Origin of the sequence: Streptomyces sp. NPDC015346, assembly GCF_043078785.1 — a bacterium.
Taxonomy (GTDB): domain Bacteria; phylum Actinomycetota; class Actinomycetes; order Streptomycetales; family Streptomycetaceae; genus Streptomyces.
The window spans coordinates 313737-334946 of the sequence record NZ_JBIBTW010000001.1; the positions used below are offsets into that span (position 1 = coordinate 313737).

Below are 21210 nucleotides of genomic sequence, written 5' to 3' on the forward strand. Positions count from 1 at the left end.
CGTGTGTGGTCGTCGGTCACGCCTGCTCCCCGCTCGTGGGCGTCGGGCCGGCGGCGAGCAGCCGGGCCAGCTCAAGCCGCTTGATCTTGGTGGTGGCGGTCTGCGGCAGCTCGCCGAGCCGCCACTGCACCGGCTCCGCCATCGGCGGCAGCGTCGCCGTCGCCGTCTTCCACGCCGCCGGGTCCAGCGGGCGGTCGTCCTTCGTGCAGACCACCGGGACGGCCCGGCCGTCCGGGCCGGGGATGATGATGACCTCGGCCAGCTCCGCCAGCTTCCCGAAGAGGGTGTCCTCGGCGGCGAGCGTGGAGCCGAAGCCCTCGATCAGGTCGACCTCCCGGTCGAGCAGGTGCACACAGCCCCACCTGGTGCGGTAGCCGACGTCGCCCATTCGCCACCAGCCGTCGGCCGACACCTGCTGGTCGTACCGCTCCCGCTCACCGAGGTAGGTGACGATCCGGCCGTCGCTGCGCACCTCGATGTAGCCCGGGTTCTCCGGCGAGGGATCCCTGCCGTCCCGGCTCACCACCCGGACGTCCGTCATGCCGGGGAAGGGGCGGCCGACGCAGCGCCCGTCGTCCTCCAGCGAGCGGCGCCGGGTGAAGGCGCGCACCACCGCCGGGCCGACCTCGCTCTGCCCGTACAGCTGGCCGAAGAGCGGCGCCCGCCGCTTCGTCGCGCGCAGCAGCGTGTGCACGGTCCGCGGGTGGATCGCGTCGAAGGTGGACGAGAACAGCTTGACGTTCGACAGCGGGCCGCGCGGGTCGTCGGCCAACTCCTCCCACTCCATGAAGGAGTTGGGGTGGGCCTCCAGAATGCCGGGCCTGAACCGGGCGAACAGGTCCGCGGCCCGCTTGGGGTCCGGGTCGGCGAGCACGATCATCGGGAAGCCGCGGAAGAGGGAGATCGCGAGCGCGGTGAAGAGCCGCGAGTGCACGAACGACACGTGCATGGCGATGGTCTCGCGGCCCCGGATCAGCGGCGCGATCGCGGAGACCTGCGGCCGGTAACGGGCCTGAAGCGTACGGCCGGTGTGCACGGCCAGCTTCGGGGTGCCCGTCGTGCCCGAGGTGTGGGTGATCAGCGTCGGGTGCTCGGGCGGCATGGTCACCGCGGGGACGCGTGCCACGCCCGCCAGGCCGGCCAGCTCCGTGGCGCGCTCATGGCTGCCGGAGGCCAGCAGTACGGTTCCGGCCAGGTCGAAGACCTCGGCCGGCAGCTCCTTCTCCAGCTTCGCCGCGTCCGTGAGGAGGAAGGGCCGTTCCGTGCGGCGCACCAGCTCCGCGGCGGTCGCGCCGTCCAGCTTCGGGGAGAGCAGCACCGGTACGGCCCCGATGCGGGCGATGGCACAGGACAGCAGCGTGATGTCGAAGCCGTCGGACTTGTAGACGACGACCCGCTCGCCGGGGCGCACCTTCGCCGCCCACAGCCGGGAGGCGAAGTCGTCGATCAGGTCGGCGAGTTCCGCGACCGTCGTGCGCCGTCCGGTCCCGGGCGCGATGTCGAGGTCGTGATCGAGGATCACCACGTTCGCCGGGTGCCGGGACGCCGCTCGCTCGAACAGCGTACCCAGCCGGATTCCACGGTTTCCAATGCGCTGCAGCAGCATGTCCCCAGGCTTTCGTCGGTAGAAATGCCGAGATCGACAGTGATCGGCAAGGCGAATTCGAGCCGCTCCCGCGAAAACGCGCGGGGTGATGAAGGGCGGGCGAGAATGGGCGTTATTTCGCCGTTCTCGGAACGGGATACTGCTGAGCCTTCAAGGGGTGGTCAACGATGTGATTCAGGGTCCGTCAAGTCCGGTGCGTGAGCCGTGTGACCGGTAATCCCCCGTGCTCGCGGTCGAGTTGACACACCATGCGGCGCACGGGCGAAAGAACGCGTCCGGCCTGTCAGTATCCCGTGCATGCGCGCTGCCTACATCGAACAGCTCGGACCGCCGGACGCGATTCGATACGGAGAACTGGACGCACCGCGCCCGGGGCCCACGGACGTTCTTGTCGACGTCCTGGCCACGACGGTCAATCCGGTCGACACGTTCGTCCGTTCCGGTATGTTCCGCACGCCGCTGCCTTTTCCTTTCGTGATCGGGCGGGATCTCGTCGGCCGCGTCGCGCGGACCGGAGCGGGCGTCCACGGCTTCGCGGTGGGCGACCTGGTGTGGAGCAACAGCCTGGGCCACGAGGGGCGTCAGGGCGCCGCCGCCGAACAGGCCGTCGTCGCGTCCGACCGGCTCTACCCGCTCCCGCCGGGCGTCGACCCCGAGACCGCGGTGGCCGTCGTCCACCCGGCGGCCACCGCGTACCTCGGGCTCTTCACCCACGGCCGGGTACGGGCCGGCGAGACGGTGGTGGTCGCGGGCGCGGCCGGCAACGTCGGCAGCGCCATGGTCGTCCTCGCCGCCCGCGCCGGGGCCCGGGTCATCGCCACGGCCCGGCAGCGGGACGCCTCGTACGTCTCCTCGCTGGGCGCCGCCGAGGTCTTCGACTACACCGACCCCGAGGTGCACGAGCTGATCGGGAAGGCGGCACCGGACGGCGTCGACGCCTATCTGGACGCCTCGGGCACCAACGACCTCGCCCACAGCGTGGACGTGCTGGCCCGGCGCGGCCGGATCGTGCTCCTCGCGGGCGCCCGCACCCGCCCCGTCCTGCCGGCCGGGCAGCTCTACATGAAGGACGGCACGATCGCCGGATTCGTCATCTCCCACGCCTCGACCGCCGAACTGGCCGAGGCCGCCCAGACCGTCAACCGACTGCTCGCCGCCGGGCTGCTGTACCCGCGCGAGGTCGAGGTCCGCCCGCTGAGCGAGGCCGCCGAGGTCCACCGCCGCATCGAGACGCACGGCCCCCACGGCAGCCGGATCGTCCTGCGCACGACGGCCTCGGACGCCGCGCCGACGACGTTCTGACGCCTCTGCCCGCGATTCCACCCGTGACGATGGCTCTCTGACGAGCCATCGGCTCCCTGTCGAGGCGCCTTCCGACGCGACCGGGCGTTCGGCGGCTCCGGCAAGGTGGCCCCGCGACACCGTTCACGCCATTCTGTGGTGATCTTGGCACCCCGTCACGCCCCGGCCACCGGCCGGGAACGAAGTGGCCGAGGTCACCGTTGACCCTCTCTCGGGGGCCGAATTAGTTTCGGCCAGCGGTACGGGCTCCCTCAGCGGCGCCCGGTTTCTCTCAACAACGGGGGTTGAGGCAATGTCCCAGCACGGCGCGGACGGAGGCGGGGGCACCGACGCGCTCGCGGTCCTCGAGCTGCTCGCTCAACAGGCCCCACCGGGCCGCTACGAAGCACTGCTCAGGGAGGCGCGAGGGGCGGGCGCGTCGCCGGGCGAACTGGCGCGGCTCGAACGGGCCGTTCAGCTCGCCGCCGACATCAGCTCCTCCTTCGACCGCCGCGAGCAGCGCGAGGCCGGACTCGCCGCCCTCGTCGACACCGCACGGGACCTGACCTTCCCGTACGACCTCGACAGCCTGCTGCGGGTCATCACCCGCCGCGCCAAACGGCTGCTCGACTTCGACATGGCGTACGTCAGCCTGCGCGGCACCGACGGCTCCTCCGTCGTCCACACCACCGAGGGCTCCCACACCGGACTGACCAACGGTCTGCGGCTCCTCGACGGGCACGGCCTCGGAGGCGAGGCACACACCCACGGCGAGCCGGCCTGGACCGCCGACTACCTGGAGGACGACCGTTTCCCGCACGCGCGGGCGGTCGACGAGGTCGTGCGGGCCGAGGGGCTGCACGCCATCATGGCCGTCCCCCTGCGCAGCGGCGACTCGACCGTCGGCGCGCTGTACGGGGCCGACCGCAGGGTCCGCCACTACACGCCCGACGAGATCGGGCTGATGTCCTCGCTGGCCGACCTGGCGGCGGTCGCCATCGAGAAGGCCGGGCTTCTGGACCAGACCCGGGCGGAGGTGACCGAACTGGAGCTGGACAGCTCACGGGCCCGCTCCAGCCTCACCCGGATGCGGCACGTCAGCGAGGCCCACAGCCGGATCATGAACCTCGTGCTGGCGGGCGGGGACCTGTGCAACGTGGCCAAGGCGGCGGGTGACGCGCTCGACGGGACCGTCATGATCCGCGACCCCGGGGGGCGCAGCCTCGCCTCCGGCGGGGAGATCACGGGCCTCGACGAGGAGGCCGTGGCGAAGGCCTCGCTGGACGCGCACGCCGGCCGCCGGCCGGTCGTGACCGGCGACAACACGTGGGTGGCGCCGGTCATCGCCGGCTCCGAGGACCTGGGCGTCCTGGTGATCCGCCCCGCGACCGGGCTGACCGGCGAGGACGAGCGGCTGCTCGAACTGGCCGCCCAGTCCGTCGCCTTCCTGCTGCTGATGCAGCGCTCCACGGCCGTCGCCGAGGGGCCCGTCCGCGACGAGCTCCTCGACGACCTGCTCGCCGACCCGCAGCACGCCCCGCAGCAGATCGTGCAGCGGGCCCGGCGCCTCGGCATCGACCTGGGCAAGCCGCACGTCCTGGTGGTGGCCCGGCCGGAGGGCGGGGAGCAGGGGCGGGCGGTGGTGTGGGCGTCCTCGTACGTGTACCGGATGTCCGGCCTGAAGACCGTGCAGGGCGGCTGCATCGTCCTGCTGCTGCCCGGGCTCGACGCCTCGGCCGCGGCGAAGGCGGTCTCCGGTGAGCTCGCGCCGCTGCTCGGCCACCCGGTGTCGGTCGGCGCGGCGGGCCCGGGCTGCGGCCCGGACAGCGCGGGGCGGATGTATCTGGAGGCCATGCGCTGCCTGGACGCGATGAGCGCGCTCGGCGGCGCCGGCTCGGCGGCCTCCGTGGAGGACCTGGGGTTCCTGGGGCTGCTGCTCTCGGACGACCACGACGTGGACGGCTTCATCGAGTCGGCGATCGGTCCCGTACTGGACTACGACGCGGAGCGGTTCACCGATCTGACCCGCACCCTGGAGGCGTACTTCGCCTCGGGCGGCAGCCCGACGAACGCGGCGGAGGAGTTGCACGTCCACCCCAACACGGTCTCGCGCCGCCTGGAACGGATCGGCGAACTCCTCGGCGCGGAGTGGCAGAAACCGGGCCAGGTCCTGGAGGTCCAACTGGCCCTCCGCCTCCAACGCACCCGCACCATCCTCTCCCGCCAACGCACCACCGACCCCACCCGCCCCTCGCCGCCCCCGGGGTGAGCGGCGGGGGCGGCCGGCCCGTCGCCGGGGGGCGCGGGCAGCAGGGCTCCGGCGCCGGCCGCCGCGGGCCCGTTCAGCCCGTCGAGCCGTAGGCCGCGTCCCAGTCCGTCGCCAGGACGGTCGCCGCGTGGGCGGCCGAGGCGAGGGTGATGTGGCGGTGCCAGCCGCGGAAGGAGCGGCCCACGAAGTCCCGTAGGCCCGCGCCCTCTCCGACCTGGGTGAAGTCGCGCTCCACCCGCCGGGCGAGCTTCGTCAGGCGCAGCAGGGAGCCGACCGTCGACCCGGTCAGGTCGGTGATCCACAGCCGGGCGGGGGGCCGCCGGGGGTCGTCCCACTCGCCGAGCAGCAGCAGCGGACGCATCCGTTCCCCGGCGGGGGCCGGCAGCGCGACCCGTACCACCGTCGCCAGCGACGTGCGCGACGTCCGCGCGCCGGCCGCCGTGTCCAGCCAACCCACGGGTCTGCGCAGGCCCTTGAGCGACTCCAGGATCTGCTGCGCGGGCAGCGGCCCGGCGCCGAAGCCGGGCAGCGCCCGGTCCGCGACCGCCAGCCGGCAGGTCGCGCCGATCCGCGCCACGACGGGAACCCCCGCCCCGGCCAGCCGGTTCAGCGCCGCCCGCCCCGCCCCGCCGCGGATGTCGAGCAGCAGCGGCTTGCGGGTGACGTCCTGCCAGCGCGCGGTGTCGAGCGCGGCCGCCACCGCGCACTCCTCCAGCGTCTCCTCGCCCGCCCCCTCCGGCACCTCCGCCCGGTCGCGCCGCGTCCGGTCCTTCACCCACGGATCGGGCAGGAACAGCCGCCAGTTGACCGGCACGCTCAGCTCCTCGGCGGCGAACCACACCCCGAAGGCCTGCTGGCCACGGAAGACCTGACCCCGCTCGGGGTCGAAGCGCCGGTCCACGCCCACCGAATGCTCGCCGGCCTTCGGTATCGGCATCGACCGGACCACCCACGCCTGCGGGCAGCTGTTCTGCTCCAGGAACCTGGCGAGCGCGGCCCGCATGGGCCGCCAGTCCCAGGTCGAGCTGGAGATGAAGTGGTGCAGACTCTGCTCGGCGGCCGCCCCGCCGATCTGCGCGGCGATGTTACGAATGGACTTGCGGCCCTGTGCGGTCAGCAGCCCCCGGAGATACTGCTCCGCCTTCAGACGCTGATCGCGCCGGGGAAACCCCGAGAAGAGCGTGGCACAGAGCTCGTCGTAGACATCGTCGGCCACCGCGTTCCGGTACGGCGCGGAAAGCGGTCCGTGTCCGGTGCGGTGCGGGAATCCCAGCGGATCGAGAACGGTCCTGCGTGTGGTTGCGACGGATGGACTCACGACACTCCTGCCTACGGTTTTGCAGCTCCCTCCAGCTGCCCCTCCACCGTCTCGTCCCGGAGCCCCCCGCACGAGGTGTACCCGGCACCCGTCTGGGCCGCCCGATGGTGGCCGGACCACCGTCGGTGCCTCGGGGAGCGCCGTCCGGGGGGCCGGGCACAGGCCGGACGGGGGGTGAGGTGTGGCCGGACCACCAGGGGCAGGGAACAGGCCACCGAGCCGCCGCCGGGAGTTCACACCCCGCGTCAGTGATCTGACAGACTCGGCCGCCCCTCTTTGACCGAGGTGCGGGGCGGCCCGACCATCGCAGGACGAGGCGGCACGGGCCGGCCCCCGGTTAATGCCCCAGGCCAGGGACCGCGCCCGTGCCGCCTCGCTCGTCTCGTTCGCCTCGTTCGCCTCGCTTACGTGGCGGAGCGCCCCGCGCCTTCCGCTTCCGCGCCCTCTTCCGCGCCCGCTTCCACTTCCGCGTCACGCAGCGCCACCCGAGCCGCGTGCGTCGGACCCGCCGGAACCCCGGCCGGCCGCAGGCTCTCCATCTCCTTGCGCAGCACGGGGACGACCTCCTCGCCGAGCAGATCGAGCTGCTCCAGGACCGTCTTCAGCGGCAGGCCGCCGCTGTCCACCAGGAACAACTGCCGCTGGTAGTCGCCGACGTACTCCCGGAAGGACATCGTCCGTTCGATCACCTCCTGCGGGGAGCCGACGGTGAGCGGCGTCTCGCGCGTGTACTCCTCCAGGGACGGGCCATGTCCATAGACCGGCGCGTTGTCGAAGTACGGCCGGAACTCCCGTACCGCGTCCTGGGAGTTCTTGCGCATGAAGACATGACCGCCGAGGCCGACGATGGCCTGCTCGGGCGTGCCGTGGCCGTAGTGCGCGTACCGCCGGCGGTAGAGGCCGACCATCTTCGCCGTGTGCTCCTTCGGCCAGAAGATGTGGTTGGCGAAGAATCCGTCGCCGTAGTACGCGGCCTGCTCGGCGATCTCGGGGGAGCGGATCGAGCCGTGCCAGACGAACGGCGGCACGCCGTCCAGTGGACGCGGTGTCGAGGTGAACCCCTGGAGCGCCGTGCGGAAGCGGCCCTCCCAGTTCACCACGTCCTCCCGCCACAGCCTGTGCAGGAGTGCGTAGTTCTCGATCGCGAGCGGGATGCCCTGGCGGATGTCCTGCCCGAACCACGGGTAGACAGGGCCGGTGTTGCCCCGGCCCATCATCAGGTCCACCCGGCCGTCGGCGAGATGCTGGAGCATCGCGTAGTCCTCGGCGATCTTCACCGGGTCGTTGGTGGTGATCAGCGTCGTGGACGTGGAGAGGATGAGCCGCTCGGTCCGGGCCGCGATGTGCCCGAGGAGCGTGGTGGGCGAGGACGGGACGAACGGCGGGTTGTGGTGCTCGCCGGTCGCGAAGACGTCGAGCCCGACCTCCTCCGCCTTACGGGCGATGGTGACCATCGCCTTGATCCGCTCGTACTCGCCCGGCGTGGTGCCGTCGGTGGGATCGGTGGTCCTGTCCCCGACGGTGAAGATTCCGAACTGCATGACACAACACTCCAAGCCGCCCCAGGATGTCCGTCCTCCCCATAGTGCACGACCCGGAGTAGAAACGGAAACTTATCCGGAAAGCCTTCGCCGTGGTGACGAAGTCTGCCGCGCGGGCTGGACGCGCCGCTCCCGGACGCCCACGCTCACCCCATGACACCCGCACCCGCACCCGTACCCGCACGAGAAGAGACAGCGCCCGCGCCCGTCGTCACCGCCTGGTCGGACATCGGCTGCCCCTGGGCCTCGCTCGCCCTGCACACCCTGCGGGCCACCGCCGCCGAGCGCGGCCAGGAGGTCCTGATCGACCACCGGGCCTTCCCGCTGGAGCTGTTCAACCGGCAGCCCACGCCCAAGCACATCGTCGACGCCGAGATCGTCATGCTCGGCGCGCACCGCCCCGAACTGGGCTGGCGCCTGTGGGACGCCCCCGCCTGGGAGTACCCGTCGAGCGTCCTGCCCGCCCTCGAAGCCGTCCAGGCCGCCAAGGCGCCCGAGGTCGGCGGGCTGCGCGGCTCCGACCAGCTCGACGCCGGACTGCGGCGCGCCTTCTACACGGAGCACCGCTGCATAGCGATCCACTCCGTCATCCTCGACATCGCCGAGAGCTGTCCCGACGTCGACGCCGGGGCGCTGGAGGCGGCGCTCGCGCGGGGCGCGGGGCGGCGCGAGGTGTACGAGCAGTGGCACGAGGCGCAGGGCCCGCGGATCCAGGGCAGCCCGCACTTCTTCGCCCCCGGCGGATACGCGGAACACAACCCGGGCGCGACCTACGTCTTCACCGGAGACCTCTACAACGGCGGCTTCCCGCGGCTCGACCGCTACGACGCGGGCTGGGCGACGGACCTCCTGGACACGCTGACCTCCTGACGCCGGCCGCAGGCCGGGGCCGCACGCCCCCGCGCACTAACCTTGCCGGGTGAGTCTTCGCGGTCAGACGCCGGTGATCGGGGCCGTCGCCGCGGGCGGCGCCCTCGGCGCGGCCGCCCGCTACGGCGCGTCCCTGGCCTGGCCCACCCCCACCGGCGCCTTCCCCTGGACCGTCCTCCTCGTGAACGTGTCCGGCTGCGCCGCCATCGGCGTCCTGATGGTCCTGGTCACCGAGGTCGCCGCCGCGCCGCACCCGCTCGTACGCCCCTTCCTCGGCACCGGCGTCCTCGGCGGCTTCACCACCTTCTCGACGTACGCCCTCGACACGCAGAGCCTGTTGAGCGCCGGTGAGACGGCCCGCGGCGTGGCATACATGGGGGTGACGCCGGCGGCGGCACTGGCCGCGGTCTGGGGCGCGAGCGCGGCGACCCGCGCCGCTCGGAGACGGAGAACGCGATGACCAGACTGGCGGGCAGGGCCCTGCGGGTGACGATCCTCGTCGGGGAGAGTGACATCTGGCACCACCGGCCGCTGTACTCCGAGATCGTCCACCGGGCGCACGAGGCGGGGCTCGCCGGGGCCTCCGTCTTCCGCGGCGTCGAGGGATTCGGCGCCTCCTCCCTCATCCACACCTCACGGCTGCTCTCGCTGAGCGAGGACCTGCCGATCGCGATCGTGGTCGTGGACACGGAGGAGCGGATCCGGGAGTTCCTGCCGCAGCTCGACGCGCTGGTGACCGAGGGTCTGGTGATCCTCGACGACTGCGAGGTCATCAGATACGCCGGCCGGGAGCGGCAGGCTTGAACTGGCTGCTCGTCCTCGCCGGCGCGGCGATCGGCGCACCGCTGCGGTACCTCACCGACCGCGCCGTCCAGGCCAGGCACGACTCCGTCTTCCCCTGGGGCACGTTCACGGTGAACGTGGCCGGCTGTCTCACCCTCGGCCTGCTGACCGGAGTCGCCTCCGCCCAGGCACACCTCCTGCTCGGCACCGGCCTGTGCGGCGCGCTGACGACGTACTCCACCTTCTCCTACGAGACGTCGAAGCTGTACGAGGCCGGGGCGAGGGCCTACGCGGCGGCCAACGTGGCGGGCAGCCTGGCGGCCGGCCTCGGAGCCGTATGGCTGGGAGTCGAGGCGTCCCGCCTCTTCTGACTTCCCGTTGGTCGGAGGCTGACGCGGAAGCCGGCTAGCCGGCCGACTGGGCCCTCCTTCCAGACGCGCCGGCGAGCCCGCCCGTGCGTTCCCTGTCGAAGGCCCCGAAGCGCGAGTCGTCGGAGATCCGGCTGTCCGGGACGCGCGTGAGGGGTGCCCCCCGGGGGACCGGCCCGGCGGCGAGACCGTAGGTGCGACGGATGCGGTCGAGGACCTCTCGTACGAGCGTCTCCGCGGCCTGCCACGCCTGCCGTTCGGTGCCGAACTCCAGCGCCACGTCCACGGCGACCAGCGCGTTGCCGACGCGGCCGCGGGCCCAGCCGACGGGGACGTCCTGATCGGCGCGGAGCGACCGCGGGTCGGGGGACGAGGCCCATTCCGTACCGGCGGCGAAGAACCAGTCGTCGCCCGAACGCCGCACCCGGGTGCCGGACGGCCCCGGATACTCCACCTCGTCCTGCGCCCGCTGGGCGCCCTTGACCATCCCCGCTCCGGCGGCGAGGGCCACGGTCAACGTGACCTCCGTGTCGGGCCGCAGCGCGGACCGCTCCGTCATCACGCAGGAGCTGCGCGCACGGGCACGGCGGTCGTCGGCGCGTCTCGGCGCGCTGAAGCCGTCATCGAGGAAGCCCCGGGCGTCGGAGAAGATGTCGATGGGCGGCCGCCCGCCGTCGCCCACCGCCGGGTGCTCCATCAGCGGACGTACCGACGACAGAGGGAGCAGCGCGCAGGCCGGGGCGAGGGTACGGAGCGGTCCCATCGCACCGGGGGCCGTGAAGATCGAGCCGGCCAGGAGGACCACGGCGGTCAGGCCCGCCGACGCGGCCAGTGCTCCTGCGACCAGCCGCCCGGCCCGGCCCGTACGTCCTCCCGCGTCCTGCGCGGTCCGCGGGTCCCGCGTCTGCCGTGCGTCTTGCGGATCGGCCTCCGCCGCGAGGCTGCGCCGCAGTTCGATGTGCCGGAAGCGGTAGACGCCGCCGGTCTGCCGCAGCACACCGCGGCGGTGCGCGTCCGCGAGGAACCCGGTGAGCCGCAGGGGAAGGCGTCCCGTCGAGGCGAGCCACCAGCGCGCCACCGTGTACCGGCCCCACGCCGACACGGCGCAGCTCCACAGACACCACCACAGCGCCAGCGCGCCGCACACGACCGCCCAGCGCCAAGGGGTGACGGCGTCCTCTCCGCGCCCGAAACCCCAGAACAGGAGGGTGGTGACGACCGGGACGGGGAGGACCCGCTGCGCGGAGAGCATGGCCCGCGTGAGGGGAAAGGAGAGCGGTGCGAGGACCAGTGCCGTACGGCGGTCCTGGCGCAGCAGGGTGACCGGGTCGCCCGCCCGGAGGTCGGCGTCCGCGCGGACGCCGGTGAGTGCGCGTGAGACCGCCAGGAGAGGGACGGGCAGCAGGAAGGAGGCGAAGAGGATGGCGACGCCGTTGCCGGACGCGACGGCCCGGATCCAGACGGCGAGCGCACCCACCGGCAGCAGTACGGAGAGTACGGCTTCCACCGGCTGATATCGCAGGGCGTCGAGCACGTCGTGGTGAGGTGAGCGCAGGCGCTGCGGGCGATCGGCACGGCTTCCGTGCTCGGCGATCCAGTCGAGCGCCCCGGCGCACACGGCCGCGACCAGTGCCAGAAAACCCGCTCGGAGGCCGAGTTCGGGGACGGCCGGCTCTCCCGGCGCCGGCAGGGCGGTGGCGGCGACCGCCGCCGCGAGGAGCAGCCCCAGGGGGAGGGAGACGACCACGGTACGGAACATCCACGGCACCTGCTCGTCGAGGCGCCACCAGGCGATGTCCTGCCCTGGGCCGCGGGCGAGCCGGGCCAGGTACCGGCGGGCGCGAGCGGACGTCCAACGCTCGCGACGGCCCGGAACCGCCGCCGGGTCCGGCTGGTAGGCGGCGTCGACGAAGGCGCTCAGCAGATGCCGCTCCACCGCGTCCCGGGTGGCGAGATCGCGCCGCTCGAGGAGGCCTTCGGGGCGGGCGGTGGTGTCGCTGTAGACGGCCCGGGCGAGGGAGACCATGAGAGGGGTGCGCAGGACCTCGCGCAGACGCCGCGCCGGGGAGTCGGGCGGCGCGTGCGGGGTGGCGAGCCGGTCGAGGACCTGGTCCCACTTCGTGGTGGAGTCGTCCCGCTCACGGCTGGTGCGCGGCAGGTAGGCGCGCAGGTCGGCCAGGTCCAGCGGCTGGAGCTGGACGGCCGCCGTCTTGGGCAGCCGCACTCCGGCGGTGTTCACCGCGGCGGTGAACTCGGCGGTGCGGCTGGTGAGGACGAAACGGCCGTCGGGCAGCAGGCTCCTGGACAGCTGGGTGAGGGCCTGCGCCCGGGTGGCGGCGGGGAGTTCGTCGAAGCCGTCCAGGATGGGCAGGACGCGGCCGGACGTGATGAGGCGGTGAGCGGTGTTGCGGGCGGCCGAGGCGCCGGAGCCTTCCCCGGCCAGGATCCCGGCGTGCGTCTGGGCCAGCCGTCCGGCCGCCCACCACCACAGCGGCGTCCCCTCCCGGGGGTCCCAGGACGAGATCGGGAACACGACGGGCACCGGATCGCCTTCCCCGCGCCGTGCCAGCAGACCCGCGGCCAGGTGGAGGACGAGTACCGACTTTCCGGCACCCGCGTCCCCGAGGACCACGAGGCGGCCGTGCGGCAGACCCTCGTACAGCCGGACGACGTCGGAGAAGGAGCCGTCGAGCCGGGGCGCCGGCCACCCGGCGTCCGCGAGGTTCGCGGCATGGTCGCCGATGCCGCGCGGAGCCGCTGTCCAGCGCACCGGCAGCGGACCGGGGTCGTGCACGCGGGCAGCGGCCTCCTCCCGCGCGTACTGCTCGGCGAGGGCACGGGCCAGCGACGAGGCCGACTTGCGCAGCGCTCCGGCGGACGGGGGCCGGTCGTGGGTCCGGCGCGGGGCGCGACCCCGCCGGAGGACGACGCCGCCCACGGCGCCCAGGACGAGACAGGCCGCGGCGGCCCACCGGTCCACGGCCTGAGAGCCCAGCTGCGCGCCGTCCCAGGCCAGGATGGCGGCGAGCACGACACCCATGAGGACGGCGAGCGCGGGCGCGGCCCGCTCCGAACGCGGCGGGCCGGCCTGCTGATAGATGATGTCGCCGGTCCGGTACGCGTGGACCACCAGGTCGGGGGAGTCCCCGTCCGCCGCCGGTGGGACGTGGAAATGCACCTGCTCGGCGCGGTCGAAGGCCACACTGCCGTGGTCGGCACGGACGGTGCGGCCCTGGGAGGGGCCGTCGTCGCCGTCACCGTCGTCGCCGTCGCCACGGGCGGTGCGCTGTGGGCCTGTGTCAGCCGGTGCCGGTCCGTTCAGCCCTGGGTCGGATCCGGCGCTGGAGGGGCGGAGAGGTTCACATCCCCGTTCACGACGCCGGCCGCGACCGATCCCCGGTCGGCCTGGATCCGCATGTCGCCCCGCACCGCGATCCCGCCCGTGCCCGCCGCGACGCCACCGGGCGGCGCGTGCCGCCGCAGCAGCTCGCGCATCGCCTCGGCCGCGCTGTCCCGTTCCTCGTCCGGCAGCCGCTCCAGCAGGTCCTGGATGAGGAACCGCCACACCGCGTCGAGCCGGGCGCGCGCTTCCTCGGCGGCCGCCTCGCCGTCCTCCCGCGCGGCCGCGAGCTCCGCGGCGGTACGGTCCAGCCGCTCCAGCTCGGCCCGCTGAACCTGCTCGTCCCCTCGCCCGAACCACCGCGCCACCGCCTGCCGCAGCCCGGCCCACGCATCCGTCCCGGCCGCCTGCACCACAGCGGCCCCACCCGCACTCGCGAGCGCGACCAACGCCTGCTCCAACATCCCCGTACGCCTCCCCGGACCCGGCAGCCCCGGCCCGTACCGTATCGCGTAACTCGCCGCTCACGCCCGCCCGTTGCCGCCCGTTGCCGCTCGCCGAGGTGACCGCGGGCCGACCGCTCAGCCGCGGCTGTCCTTCACCACCCGGCAGGCGAAGCACTTGAACGCCTGCTGTCCGGAGAGGTTGTCGTAGTGGCCGTCGTCCGGGAGGACGTTCGCCGGTTCGTAGCGCGGGGCGCCGAAGACGTCTCCCACCTGCTGGGCAGGGCCGAAGGTGTTCGGCACGAAGATCGTGTCCTCCCGGATGCCGTCCCACAGCAGGGCGGTGCCCGTCACCGATCCGCGTGGGCTCTCCACGCGTACGGCGTCTCCGTCCGCGATGCCGCTCGCGCGGGCGGTGCGGGGGTGGATCTGGATCAGCCGGACACCGTTCAACTGCTTGCCGGTACGGGTCCAGTGGGTGATCTCGGCGAAGTGGACGACGCTCGGGCGCCCGGTCATCCCCATCAGGGGGTAGGCCGCGTGCGGCGCCCGGCCGCGACGCGGGCCGATCGACGCGGGGTGCGTGACCGCCTGCGGGTTCACCGGGCTGGTGACGAAGCCGGACTTGAGGCGCACCGTCGGGTGGTCTCCGGTGACCTCGGGGTGCGTGTAGAAGACCGGCAGGGCGCCGTGGCCGGTCGGTGCCAGTCTGTTCTGGAGCTCCCGGGTGTAGATCTCGACCTTGCCGGACGGGGTGAGGAACCGTTTGCCCTTGTTGTCCGCGTCCAGGGCCTCGGCCGCCTCGTACCAGGACGGGTGGTCCAGATAGAGGGTGCTGACCCCGGGATGGTCCGTGCTCGGGCAGGGCCAGCGCAGGGGCTCGGCACGGCGCCGCATCCGCTCCTCGGTCATGCCGCCCATGCCCGGGGTGTGCCGCACGAACTCCGCCCACAGGGCCCGGTAGTCGAGCCACTCCTCCGGGAAGGCCTCCCGCCAGTCGGAGGCCGGCCGCTCGGTGTCGAGGCGGGCCAGCGCATGGGCGAGCCCGATCCAGATCTCCGGGTCCGTGCGCGCTTCACCGACGCGCGGCACGACCTGGTCCTGCCATCGGATCGCACGGTCGTCCCGGCGCATGTAGACGCCCTCCATCTCCAGTCCGCTGCAGACGGGCAGGATGATGTCGGCGTAGTAGGCGGGCTCCTCCATGAACAGACCGGTGTAGACGAAGAACTCGAGCTTCTCGAAGGCCTCGCGTACGCGGTGGGTGTTGGCCGACGAGACCAGCGGATTGCCCTGGCTGACGATCGCCCGCAGGCGGTACGGGCGGCCGGTGAGGATCGACTCGGCGAAGTAGTCGGGTCCGACCGGAAGCGCCTGGCGCCGGTCGGGTACCTCCGCCTCCAGCGGCGGGAGGTGCAGATCGCCCGGCCAGGTGTTGTGCATGAAGTTGCATCCGCCGCCCGGCACACCGATGTTGCCGGTCACCGCGGCGAGGAACGTCAGGGCGCGGTAGGTGTCGAAGGCGCCCAACTGGTGGGAGATGCCGGCGTTGCAGTAGATCGCGGCGGGCTTGGCGGCGGCGTACTCCTCCGCGATGGCGGTGATCGTCTTCGCCGGGACACCGGTCACGTCGGACGCCCACTCGGCGGTGTAGCGGTGCCGGATCAGATGGTCGCGCAGTTCGTCGAAGCCGAGCACCCAGCGGTCGACGAACTCCTGGTCGTGGCGGCCCGTGGTGACGATGTGGTGGAGCATGCCGAGGACGAGGGCGTAGTCGGTGTGCGGCTTCGGTGCGACCCACCGGTCCGCCTGCGCCCCGGTGGGCGTGAGCCGCGGATCGACGACGGTGAGCTTGGCGCCCGTCTTCTCCCGCTCGCGCAGGATGTGCTCGTACGTCACCGGGTGGGTCTCGGCCTGGTTGGTGCCGAGCAGGAGCAGGTAGCGGGCGGAGCCGAGGTCCTCCTGGCCGGTGGCGCCGTCGATGCCGTAGCCGTTGGTGAAGTTGCCGAGACCGAAGGTCGCGGCGAGGGCGCCCGCGCCGGCGTCGTTGCACACCGGACCGACGTCGGTGTTGTTGGGGCTGCCCAGCAGGGCGAAGACGCGGGCGACGAGGGAACCGCTGCCGCGCAACATGCGACCGGTGGTGCGGTTGGCGATGGTGTGGGCCTGGCCGGCGTCCCGCAGCGCGAGAAACTTACGGGCGATCGTCTCCAGAGCCTCGTCCCAACTGATCGGTTCGAAGCGGGAGTCCGGGGAGCCCTTCCTGCCCGAGACGCGTCGGAGCGGGGTGGTCAGACGCTGGTCGTTGTAGACCAGCTCGGGCATCATCTCCGCCTTGACGCACAGGCCGCCGGACTGGACCGGGTCCGCGGTCTCGCCGCGGACCCCGATGACCCGGCCGGCCTTGAGGTCCACCGCGAGCCGGCAGTTGGAGTTGCAGAACTGGCAGGCGGTGTGGACGGTCCGGTCCGGGCTGAGCGCGGCGGACTGTTCCGTGAAGTCGTGGGGCGACGGGGTGGAGGGCGCGGTCCCGGCGGTGGGGACGGAGGCGGCGGGCGCGGCCTCGGCGGCGGCGGAGGAGGTGGCGGGCGCGCCCCCGGCGGAGGCGGCGGAGGCCGGGGCCGTGCCCAGGACCGGCAGCCCCACGCCCACACCGCCGATGACGGCCGAGTGGACGAAGCCACGCCGGGAAACGCCTCGTTCGACCCTGCTCACGTGACCACTCCCCTGTCTCTGCCCGCACTCGCGCTGGGCGGCTGCCAAGGATTCTGGTCAGCGCGGGAGGCAGGGCGGAAGCCCGGGCCGGAGGCATGAACCGGGCGTGGCACCGTCCTGCCCGGGCCTATGTCTCCCTTACCCGGGCCTACGTCTCCTTCAGCAGGGCGGCGATCTCGCGAGCGGCGTCGCGGGCCGGGCGGCCGACGCCGATGAGCGTGGCGGAGGCGGGGCCGGTCCAGTCGCCGTAGCCGAGCAGGTGGAGGCGTGGTTCGTCCGTAGCCCGGGTGCCGGTGGTGGGGATGCGGCCACGGGGCCCGCGCAGGCCGAGGGGCGCGAGGTGGGAGAGGGCGGGGCGGAAGCCGGTGCACCAGATGATCGCGTCCGCGTCCGCCCGCGTACCGTCGGCCCATTCGACACCCGTCGCGGTGAGGCGGCTGAACATCGGCTGGGCTTTGAGCAGTCCGGCGTCGCGCGCCTTGCGTACGGGCGGTACGGCGACGATGTCGCCGAGGGAGGCGACTCCGCCGGTGTCGGTGCGGCCCTCGTCGAGCGCGCGGCGGCGGGCGGTGGCGGCGTCGAAGAGCGCCCGGCCGTCGATGTCGTCGGCGAGGAAGCGGGCGGGGCGCTGGGTGACCCAGGTGAGGTCGGAGTCGTGGGCGAGGTCGGCGGCGATCTGGGCGCCGGAGTTCCCGCCGCCGACGACGATCACGCGCAGCCCGGCGAAGTCCTCCGGCCGGCGGTACGCGACGGTGTGCGGCTGCGGGCCGGTGAAGCGGTCACGCCCGGGCACCGCGGGCAGGAACGGCCGCCACCAGGTGCCCGTGGCGCTGACGACGGCGCGGGCGTGCCAGGTGCCGGCGTCGGTGCTCACGCGCAGCAGCGGTCCGTGGCGGTGGACGCCTTCGACGCGGACGGGGCGCCGGATCGGCAGTTCGTAGCGCTGCTCGTACTCCGTCAGGTACGAGACGACGTGGGCGGCGTCGGGATACGTCTTGCCGGGCTGCGGGGGCATGAGGCGACCGGGCAGGGACGAGTACGCGGCCGGGGAGAACAGGTGCAGCGAGTCCCAGGTGTGCCGCCAGGCGCCGCCCGGCGTGGACCGCGCGTCGAGGATGACGAAGTCCACGCCGAGGCGGCGCAGGTGGTAACCGGCGGCGAGCCCGGCCTGGCCGCCGCCGATCACCACCACGTCCGTGTCGGGTCTCATGAGGCGGTGGCGAACTTCCGCCGCCAGGCCAGCGACACGTAGACGAGGGCGACCAGGACCGGGACCTCGATGAGCGGGCCGACGACGCCGGAGAGCGCCTGCCCGGACGTGACGCCGAAGGTGGCGATGGCGACCGCGATCGCGAGCTCGAAGTTGTTGCCGGCGGCCGTGAACGCGAGCGTCGTCGTGCGCTCGTAGTTCAGGCCGATCGCCTTGCCGAGCACGAAGGTGCCGAACCACATGACCGCGAAGTAGACGAGCAGCGGCAGGGCGATGCGCGCGACGTCCAGCGGCTGCGAGGTGATCGTCTTTCCCTGGAGGGCGAAGAGGATGACGATCGTGAACAGCAGGCCGTAGAGCGCCCAGGGGCCGATCTTCGGCAGGAACTTCGCCTCGTACGTCTCACGGCCGAGCTTCTGCTCGCCGACGCGGCGGGTCAGGAAGCCGGCCACCAGGGGTACGCCGAGGAAGATGACGACGTTGAGGGCGATCTTCCACATGGAGATGTCGAGGGTCTCGCCCTCGCCGAGGCCGAGCCAGCCGGGGAGCAGGTCGAGGTAGAGCCAGCCGAGCAGGCCGAAGGCGATGACCTGGAAGACGGAGTTCAGGGCGACCAGGACGGCCGCCGCTTCGCGGTCGCCGCAGGCGAGGTCGTTCCAGATGATGACCATGGCGATGCAGCGGGCGAGGCCGACGATGATGAGGCCGGTGCGGTACTCGGGCAGGTCCGGGAGGAAGATCCACGCGAGGGCGAACATCACGGCGGGGCCGAGGACCCAGTTCACGACCAGCGAGGAGAGCATGAGCCTCCGGTCGCCGGTGACGGCGTCGAGCCTGTCGTAACGGACCTTCGCGAGGACCGGGTACATCATGACCAGCAGGCCGACCGCGATGGGGAGCGAGATGCCGCCGATCTCGATCTTCGCCAGGGCGTCGTTCAGGCCCGGGATCAGTCGCCCGAGTCCGAGCCCGAGGCCCATGGCGATGAGGATCCAGACGGCGAGGAAACGGTCGAGCGTCGAAAGCTTCGCGACGACCGATGCTTCCTGGGTGGTCGTCGCGGGTGTTTCGGTGTGGGTCACGGACAGGCCCTCTTGTTCTCTGCGGCGGTGCGCGCGGTGGCGGCCAGCGCGGCGAACTGGTCGGCAAGCTGCGCGATGACGTCCGGGCGCAGCTTGTAGTAGGTGAAGCGGCCGCAGGGCTCGGTCTCCACGACCCCGGCCTCGCGCAGCACTCTCAGGTGGTTGGAGAGGTTGGTCTGCCGTGCGCCGGTCTCCTCGACGAGGTGGGTGGTGCACAGCGTCTCGCGGGCGAGCAGGGTCACGATCTGGAGCCTCAGCGGGTCGGCCAGTACCCGGATCAGTTCAGTGTCGACTGACGTCATCATGGACTGATACTCTCACATCAGTGGTGGCTGACACCACCGGATGCTGATGCCCATCGGGTCCGAATCCGACCTCGAATCGAAGCAAGCGAGACCTCGATGTCCGACAAGCCCTCTGTGCTGTTCGTCTGTGTCCACAACGCCGGCCGGTCCCAGATGGCCGCCGCGTGGCTGGCCCACCTGGCCGGAGACCGCGTCGAGGTCCGCTCGGCGGGATCCGCTCCCGCCGACTCCGTGAACCCGGCGGCCGTCGAGGCGATGCGCGAGGTCGGCATCGACATGTCCGCCGAGACACCCAAGATCCTGACCGTGGACGCGGTGAGGGCGTCGGACGTCTGCATCACCATGGGCTGCGGCGACACCTGCCCCGTCTTCCCCGGCAAGCGCTACCTGGACTGGAAGCTGGAAGACCCGGCCGGCCAGGGTGTCGCGGCCGTCCGCCCCATCCGCGACGAGATCGAGAAGCTCGTCCGGACACTCATCGAAGAGATCGCCCCGGAGGCTGCGAAGTGACCACCGAGAACGAGGCCGTGGACGAGTCCGTGAACGAGGCCGTGGGCGAGGCCGCCGTGAACGAGTCTGTGAACGAGGGCGCGGACGAGATCCGCGACGTCATCGTCATCGGCTCCGGCCCGGCCGGCTACACGGCCGCTCTCTACACGGCGCGGGCGTCGCTGAAGCCACTGGTCTTCGAAGGGTCGGTGACCGCCGGCGGCGCACTGATCCAGACCACCGAGGTGGAGAACTTCCCGGGCTTCCGCGACGGCATCATGGGCCCGGACCTGATGGACAACATGCGCGCCCAGGCGGAGCGCTTCGGCGCCGAGCTGATCCCCGACGACATCGTCGCCGTCGACTTCAGCGACGACGTCAAGACGGTCACCGACACCGCCGGCACGGTCCACCGCGCCAAGGCCGTGATCGTGGCGACCGGTTCGCAGCACCGCAAGCTCGGCCTGGAGCACGAGGACGAACTGTCCGGCCGAGGCGTCTCGTACTGCGCGACCTGCGACGGCTTCTTCTTCCGCGACCACGACATCGTCGTGGTCGGCGGCGGCGACACCGCGATGGAGGAGGCGACCTTCCTCTCCCGCTTCGCCAAGTCGGTCACCATCGTCCACCGTCGAGACACCCTGCGCGCCTCCAAGGCCATGCAGGAGCGCGCCTTCGCCGACCCGAAGATCACCTTCGCCTGGAACAGCGAGGTCGCCGGGATCCGCGAGCAGGACGGCAAGCTCGCCGGACTCAGCCTCCGCGACACCGTCACCGGCGCCGTGTCCGAACTCCCCGCCACCGGCCTGTTCGTCGCCATCGGCCACGACCCGCGCACCGACCTCGTCAAGGGCCAGCTCGACCTCGACGACGACGGCTACCTCAAGGTCGACGCCCCCTCCACCCGTACGAACGTGGCCGGCGTCTTCGCCGCCGGCGATGTCGTCGACCACACCTACCGCCAGGCGATCACGGCGGCCGGCACGGGCTGCGCCGCGGCCCTGGACGCCGAGCGCTACCTCGCCGCCCTCGCCGACGCCCGTACGGCGTAGCCCGCCCCACCGCCCCTCCACCGCCCCGCCTCGCTGAACGGAATCTGAACGGCAGGCGAACAGGCGGTGGAGACAGCGGCTTTGGCCGATTGTCATTTCCCCTGTCCACCAGGGATTTTCTAGGGTGGACCCATGTCTTCCGCACTTCCTCCCGGAGCCCGGTCGGCGCTTCCCTTCGTGGACAGGGACGACGCCGACTGCGGGCCGCCCCTGGGCGTGGAGCCGATGCCGAGGGGCGAGGCGGAGGCGCTGGCCAGGATATTGAAGGCCGTCGCGGATCCGACCCGGCTGCAGATGCTCAGCATGCTCCTGGCCGCTCCTGACGGCGAAGCGTGTGTCTGCGATCTGACCGCCCCGCTCGCACGGCAGCAGCCGACGATCAGCTACCACCTGAAGGTGCTCTCGGACGCCGGTCTGGTGACGAAGCGGAAGCGCGGCACGTGGATCTGGTACTCGGTCCACAGAGACCGCGCCGCGCTGCTCAACTCCCTGCTCTTCGAACGGGCGTAGCGCCCGCCGACCCGGACTCCGACCCGGA

General features: G+C 72.5%; 18 protein-coding genes. 9 read left to right on the plus strand and 9 right to left on the minus strand.

The features are described 5' to 3' along the window. Positions 1 to 16 precede the first annotated feature (16 nt). The gene (locus tag ACF06X_RS01435; protein ID WP_392285125.1) at positions 17 to 1606 is read right to left on the minus strand and encodes a class I adenylate-forming enzyme family protein; all 1590 of its coding nucleotides are present in this window, start codon (positions 1604 to 1606) and stop codon (positions 17 to 19) included. A 297-nt stretch (positions 1607 to 1903) separates the two neighbouring features. Between ACF06X_RS01435 and ACF06X_RS01440 the strand changes: the two genes are divergently transcribed. Both ACF06X_RS01440 and ACF06X_RS01445 read left to right on the plus strand, forming a co-directional pair. Then, entirely contained in the window at positions 1904 to 2908 is a 1005-nt protein-coding gene (locus ACF06X_RS01440) for an NADPH:quinone reductase (protein WP_392285126.1), read from the plus strand. Positions 2909 to 3200: 292 nt separating this feature from the next. After that, positions 3201 to 5156 (plus strand): helix-turn-helix domain-containing protein, encoded by a 1956-nt coding sequence (locus tag ACF06X_RS01445; protein ID WP_392285127.1) that lies wholly within the window; start codon positions 3201 to 3203, stop codon positions 5154 to 5156. 73 nt (positions 5157 to 5229) lie between these two features. Here the strand turns inward: ACF06X_RS01445 and ACF06X_RS01450 are convergent, their stop codons facing one another. Together ACF06X_RS01450 and ACF06X_RS01455 are read right to left on the minus strand one after the other, a co-directional pair. Continuing rightward, positions 5230 to 6372 (minus strand): IS701 family transposase, encoded by a 1143-nt coding sequence (locus ACF06X_RS01450; RefSeq protein WP_392285128.1) that lies wholly within the window; start codon positions 6370 to 6372, stop codon positions 5230 to 5232. A 506-nt stretch (positions 6373 to 6878) separates the two neighbouring features. Further along, positions 6879 to 8015 carry an LLM class flavin-dependent oxidoreductase gene (locus tag ACF06X_RS01455; RefSeq protein ID WP_392285129.1) on the minus strand — a complete coding sequence of 379 codons (1137 nt, stop codon included), beginning with the start codon at positions 8013 to 8015 and terminating at the stop codon, positions 6879 to 6881. Between the two features lie 153 nt (positions 8016 to 8168). Here ACF06X_RS01455 and ACF06X_RS01460 point away from each other — a divergent pair, with 153 nt between their 5' ends. The 4 genes from ACF06X_RS01460 to crcB are packed head-to-tail and all read left to right on the plus strand — an operon-like array spanning position 8169 to position 10039. Next, complete coding sequence (locus ACF06X_RS01460; RefSeq protein ID WP_392285130.1) at positions 8169 to 8885, plus strand: DsbA family protein; 717 nt, start codon at positions 8169 to 8171, stop codon at positions 8883 to 8885. A gap of 49 nt (positions 8886 to 8934) precedes the next feature. Next, positions 8935 to 9345 (plus strand): CrcB family protein, encoded by a 411-nt coding sequence (locus ACF06X_RS01465; protein WP_392285131.1) that lies wholly within the window; start codon positions 8935 to 8937, stop codon positions 9343 to 9345. Beyond that, on the plus strand, positions 9342 to 9689 hold the full coding sequence (locus ACF06X_RS01470) for a DUF190 domain-containing protein (RefSeq protein WP_392285132.1): 348 nt from the start codon (positions 9342 to 9344) through the stop codon (positions 9687 to 9689). Before ACF06X_RS01465 ends, ACF06X_RS01470 begins: the two co-directional genes overlap by 4 nt. Then, positions 9686 to 10039: a fluoride efflux transporter CrcB gene (crcB, locus tag ACF06X_RS01475; protein ID WP_392285133.1), complete on the plus strand. Its 354-nt coding sequence runs from the start codon at positions 9686 to 9688 to the stop codon at positions 10037 to 10039. Before ACF06X_RS01470 ends, crcB begins: the two co-directional genes overlap by 4 nt. 34 nt (positions 10040 to 10073) lie before the next feature. On the opposite strand, the gene ACF06X_RS01480 is transcribed toward crcB, so the two are convergent. The 6 genes from ACF06X_RS01480 to ACF06X_RS01505 all read right to left on the minus strand — a co-directional run bounded on the left by ACF06X_RS01480 (position 10074) and on the right by ACF06X_RS01505 (position 19131). Next, positions 10074 to 13238 carry an NACHT domain-containing protein gene (locus ACF06X_RS01480; RefSeq protein ID WP_392285134.1) on the minus strand — a complete coding sequence of 1055 codons (3165 nt, stop codon included), beginning with the start codon at positions 13236 to 13238 and terminating at the stop codon, positions 10074 to 10076. A 116-nt stretch (positions 13239 to 13354) separates the two neighbouring features. Further along, positions 13355 to 13840, minus strand: a complete 486-nt coding sequence (locus tag ACF06X_RS01485) for a hypothetical protein (protein ID WP_392285135.1) — start codon at positions 13838 to 13840, stop codon at positions 13355 to 13357. Positions 13841 to 13957: 117 nt separating this feature from the next. Next, positions 13958 to 16534 (minus strand): molybdopterin-dependent oxidoreductase, encoded by a 2577-nt coding sequence (locus ACF06X_RS01490; RefSeq protein WP_392285136.1) that lies wholly within the window; start codon positions 16532 to 16534, stop codon positions 13958 to 13960. 148 nt (positions 16535 to 16682) lie between these two features. Further along, positions 16683 to 17744, minus strand: coding sequence for an ArsO family NAD(P)H-dependent flavin-containing monooxygenase (locus ACF06X_RS01495; RefSeq protein WP_392285137.1), 1062 nt, complete (start codon positions 17742 to 17744; stop codon positions 16683 to 16685). Continuing rightward, on the minus strand, positions 17741 to 18826 hold the full coding sequence (arsB, locus tag ACF06X_RS01500; RefSeq protein WP_392285138.1) for an ACR3 family arsenite efflux transporter: 1086 nt from the start codon (positions 18824 to 18826) through the stop codon (positions 17741 to 17743). Before arsB ends, ACF06X_RS01495 begins: the two co-directional genes overlap by 4 nt. After that, positions 18823 to 19131 (minus strand): ArsR/SmtB family transcription factor, encoded by a 309-nt coding sequence (locus tag ACF06X_RS01505; protein WP_392285139.1) that lies wholly within the window; start codon positions 19129 to 19131, stop codon positions 18823 to 18825. The genes arsB and ACF06X_RS01505 overlap by 4 nt, the downstream gene beginning before the upstream one ends. A 96-nt stretch (positions 19132 to 19227) precedes the next feature. Here ACF06X_RS01505 and ACF06X_RS01510 point away from each other — a divergent pair, with 96 nt between their 5' ends. From ACF06X_RS01510 to ACF06X_RS01520, 3 genes are all read left to right on the plus strand, one after another. Further along, positions 19228 to 19641, plus strand: coding sequence for an arsenate reductase ArsC (locus ACF06X_RS01510; RefSeq protein ID WP_392285140.1), 414 nt, complete (start codon positions 19228 to 19230; stop codon positions 19639 to 19641). 68 nt (positions 19642 to 19709) lie between these two features. Next, entirely contained in the window at positions 19710 to 20672 is a 963-nt protein-coding gene (gene trxB, locus ACF06X_RS01515; protein ID WP_392285935.1) for a thioredoxin-disulfide reductase, read from the plus strand. 132 nt (positions 20673 to 20804) lie between these two features. Then, a complete protein-coding gene (locus ACF06X_RS01520; protein ID WP_392285141.1) occupies positions 20805 to 21182 on the plus strand; it encodes an ArsR/SmtB family transcription factor in 378 nt (125 codons plus the stop codon). Positions 21183 to 21210 lie beyond the last annotated feature (28 nt).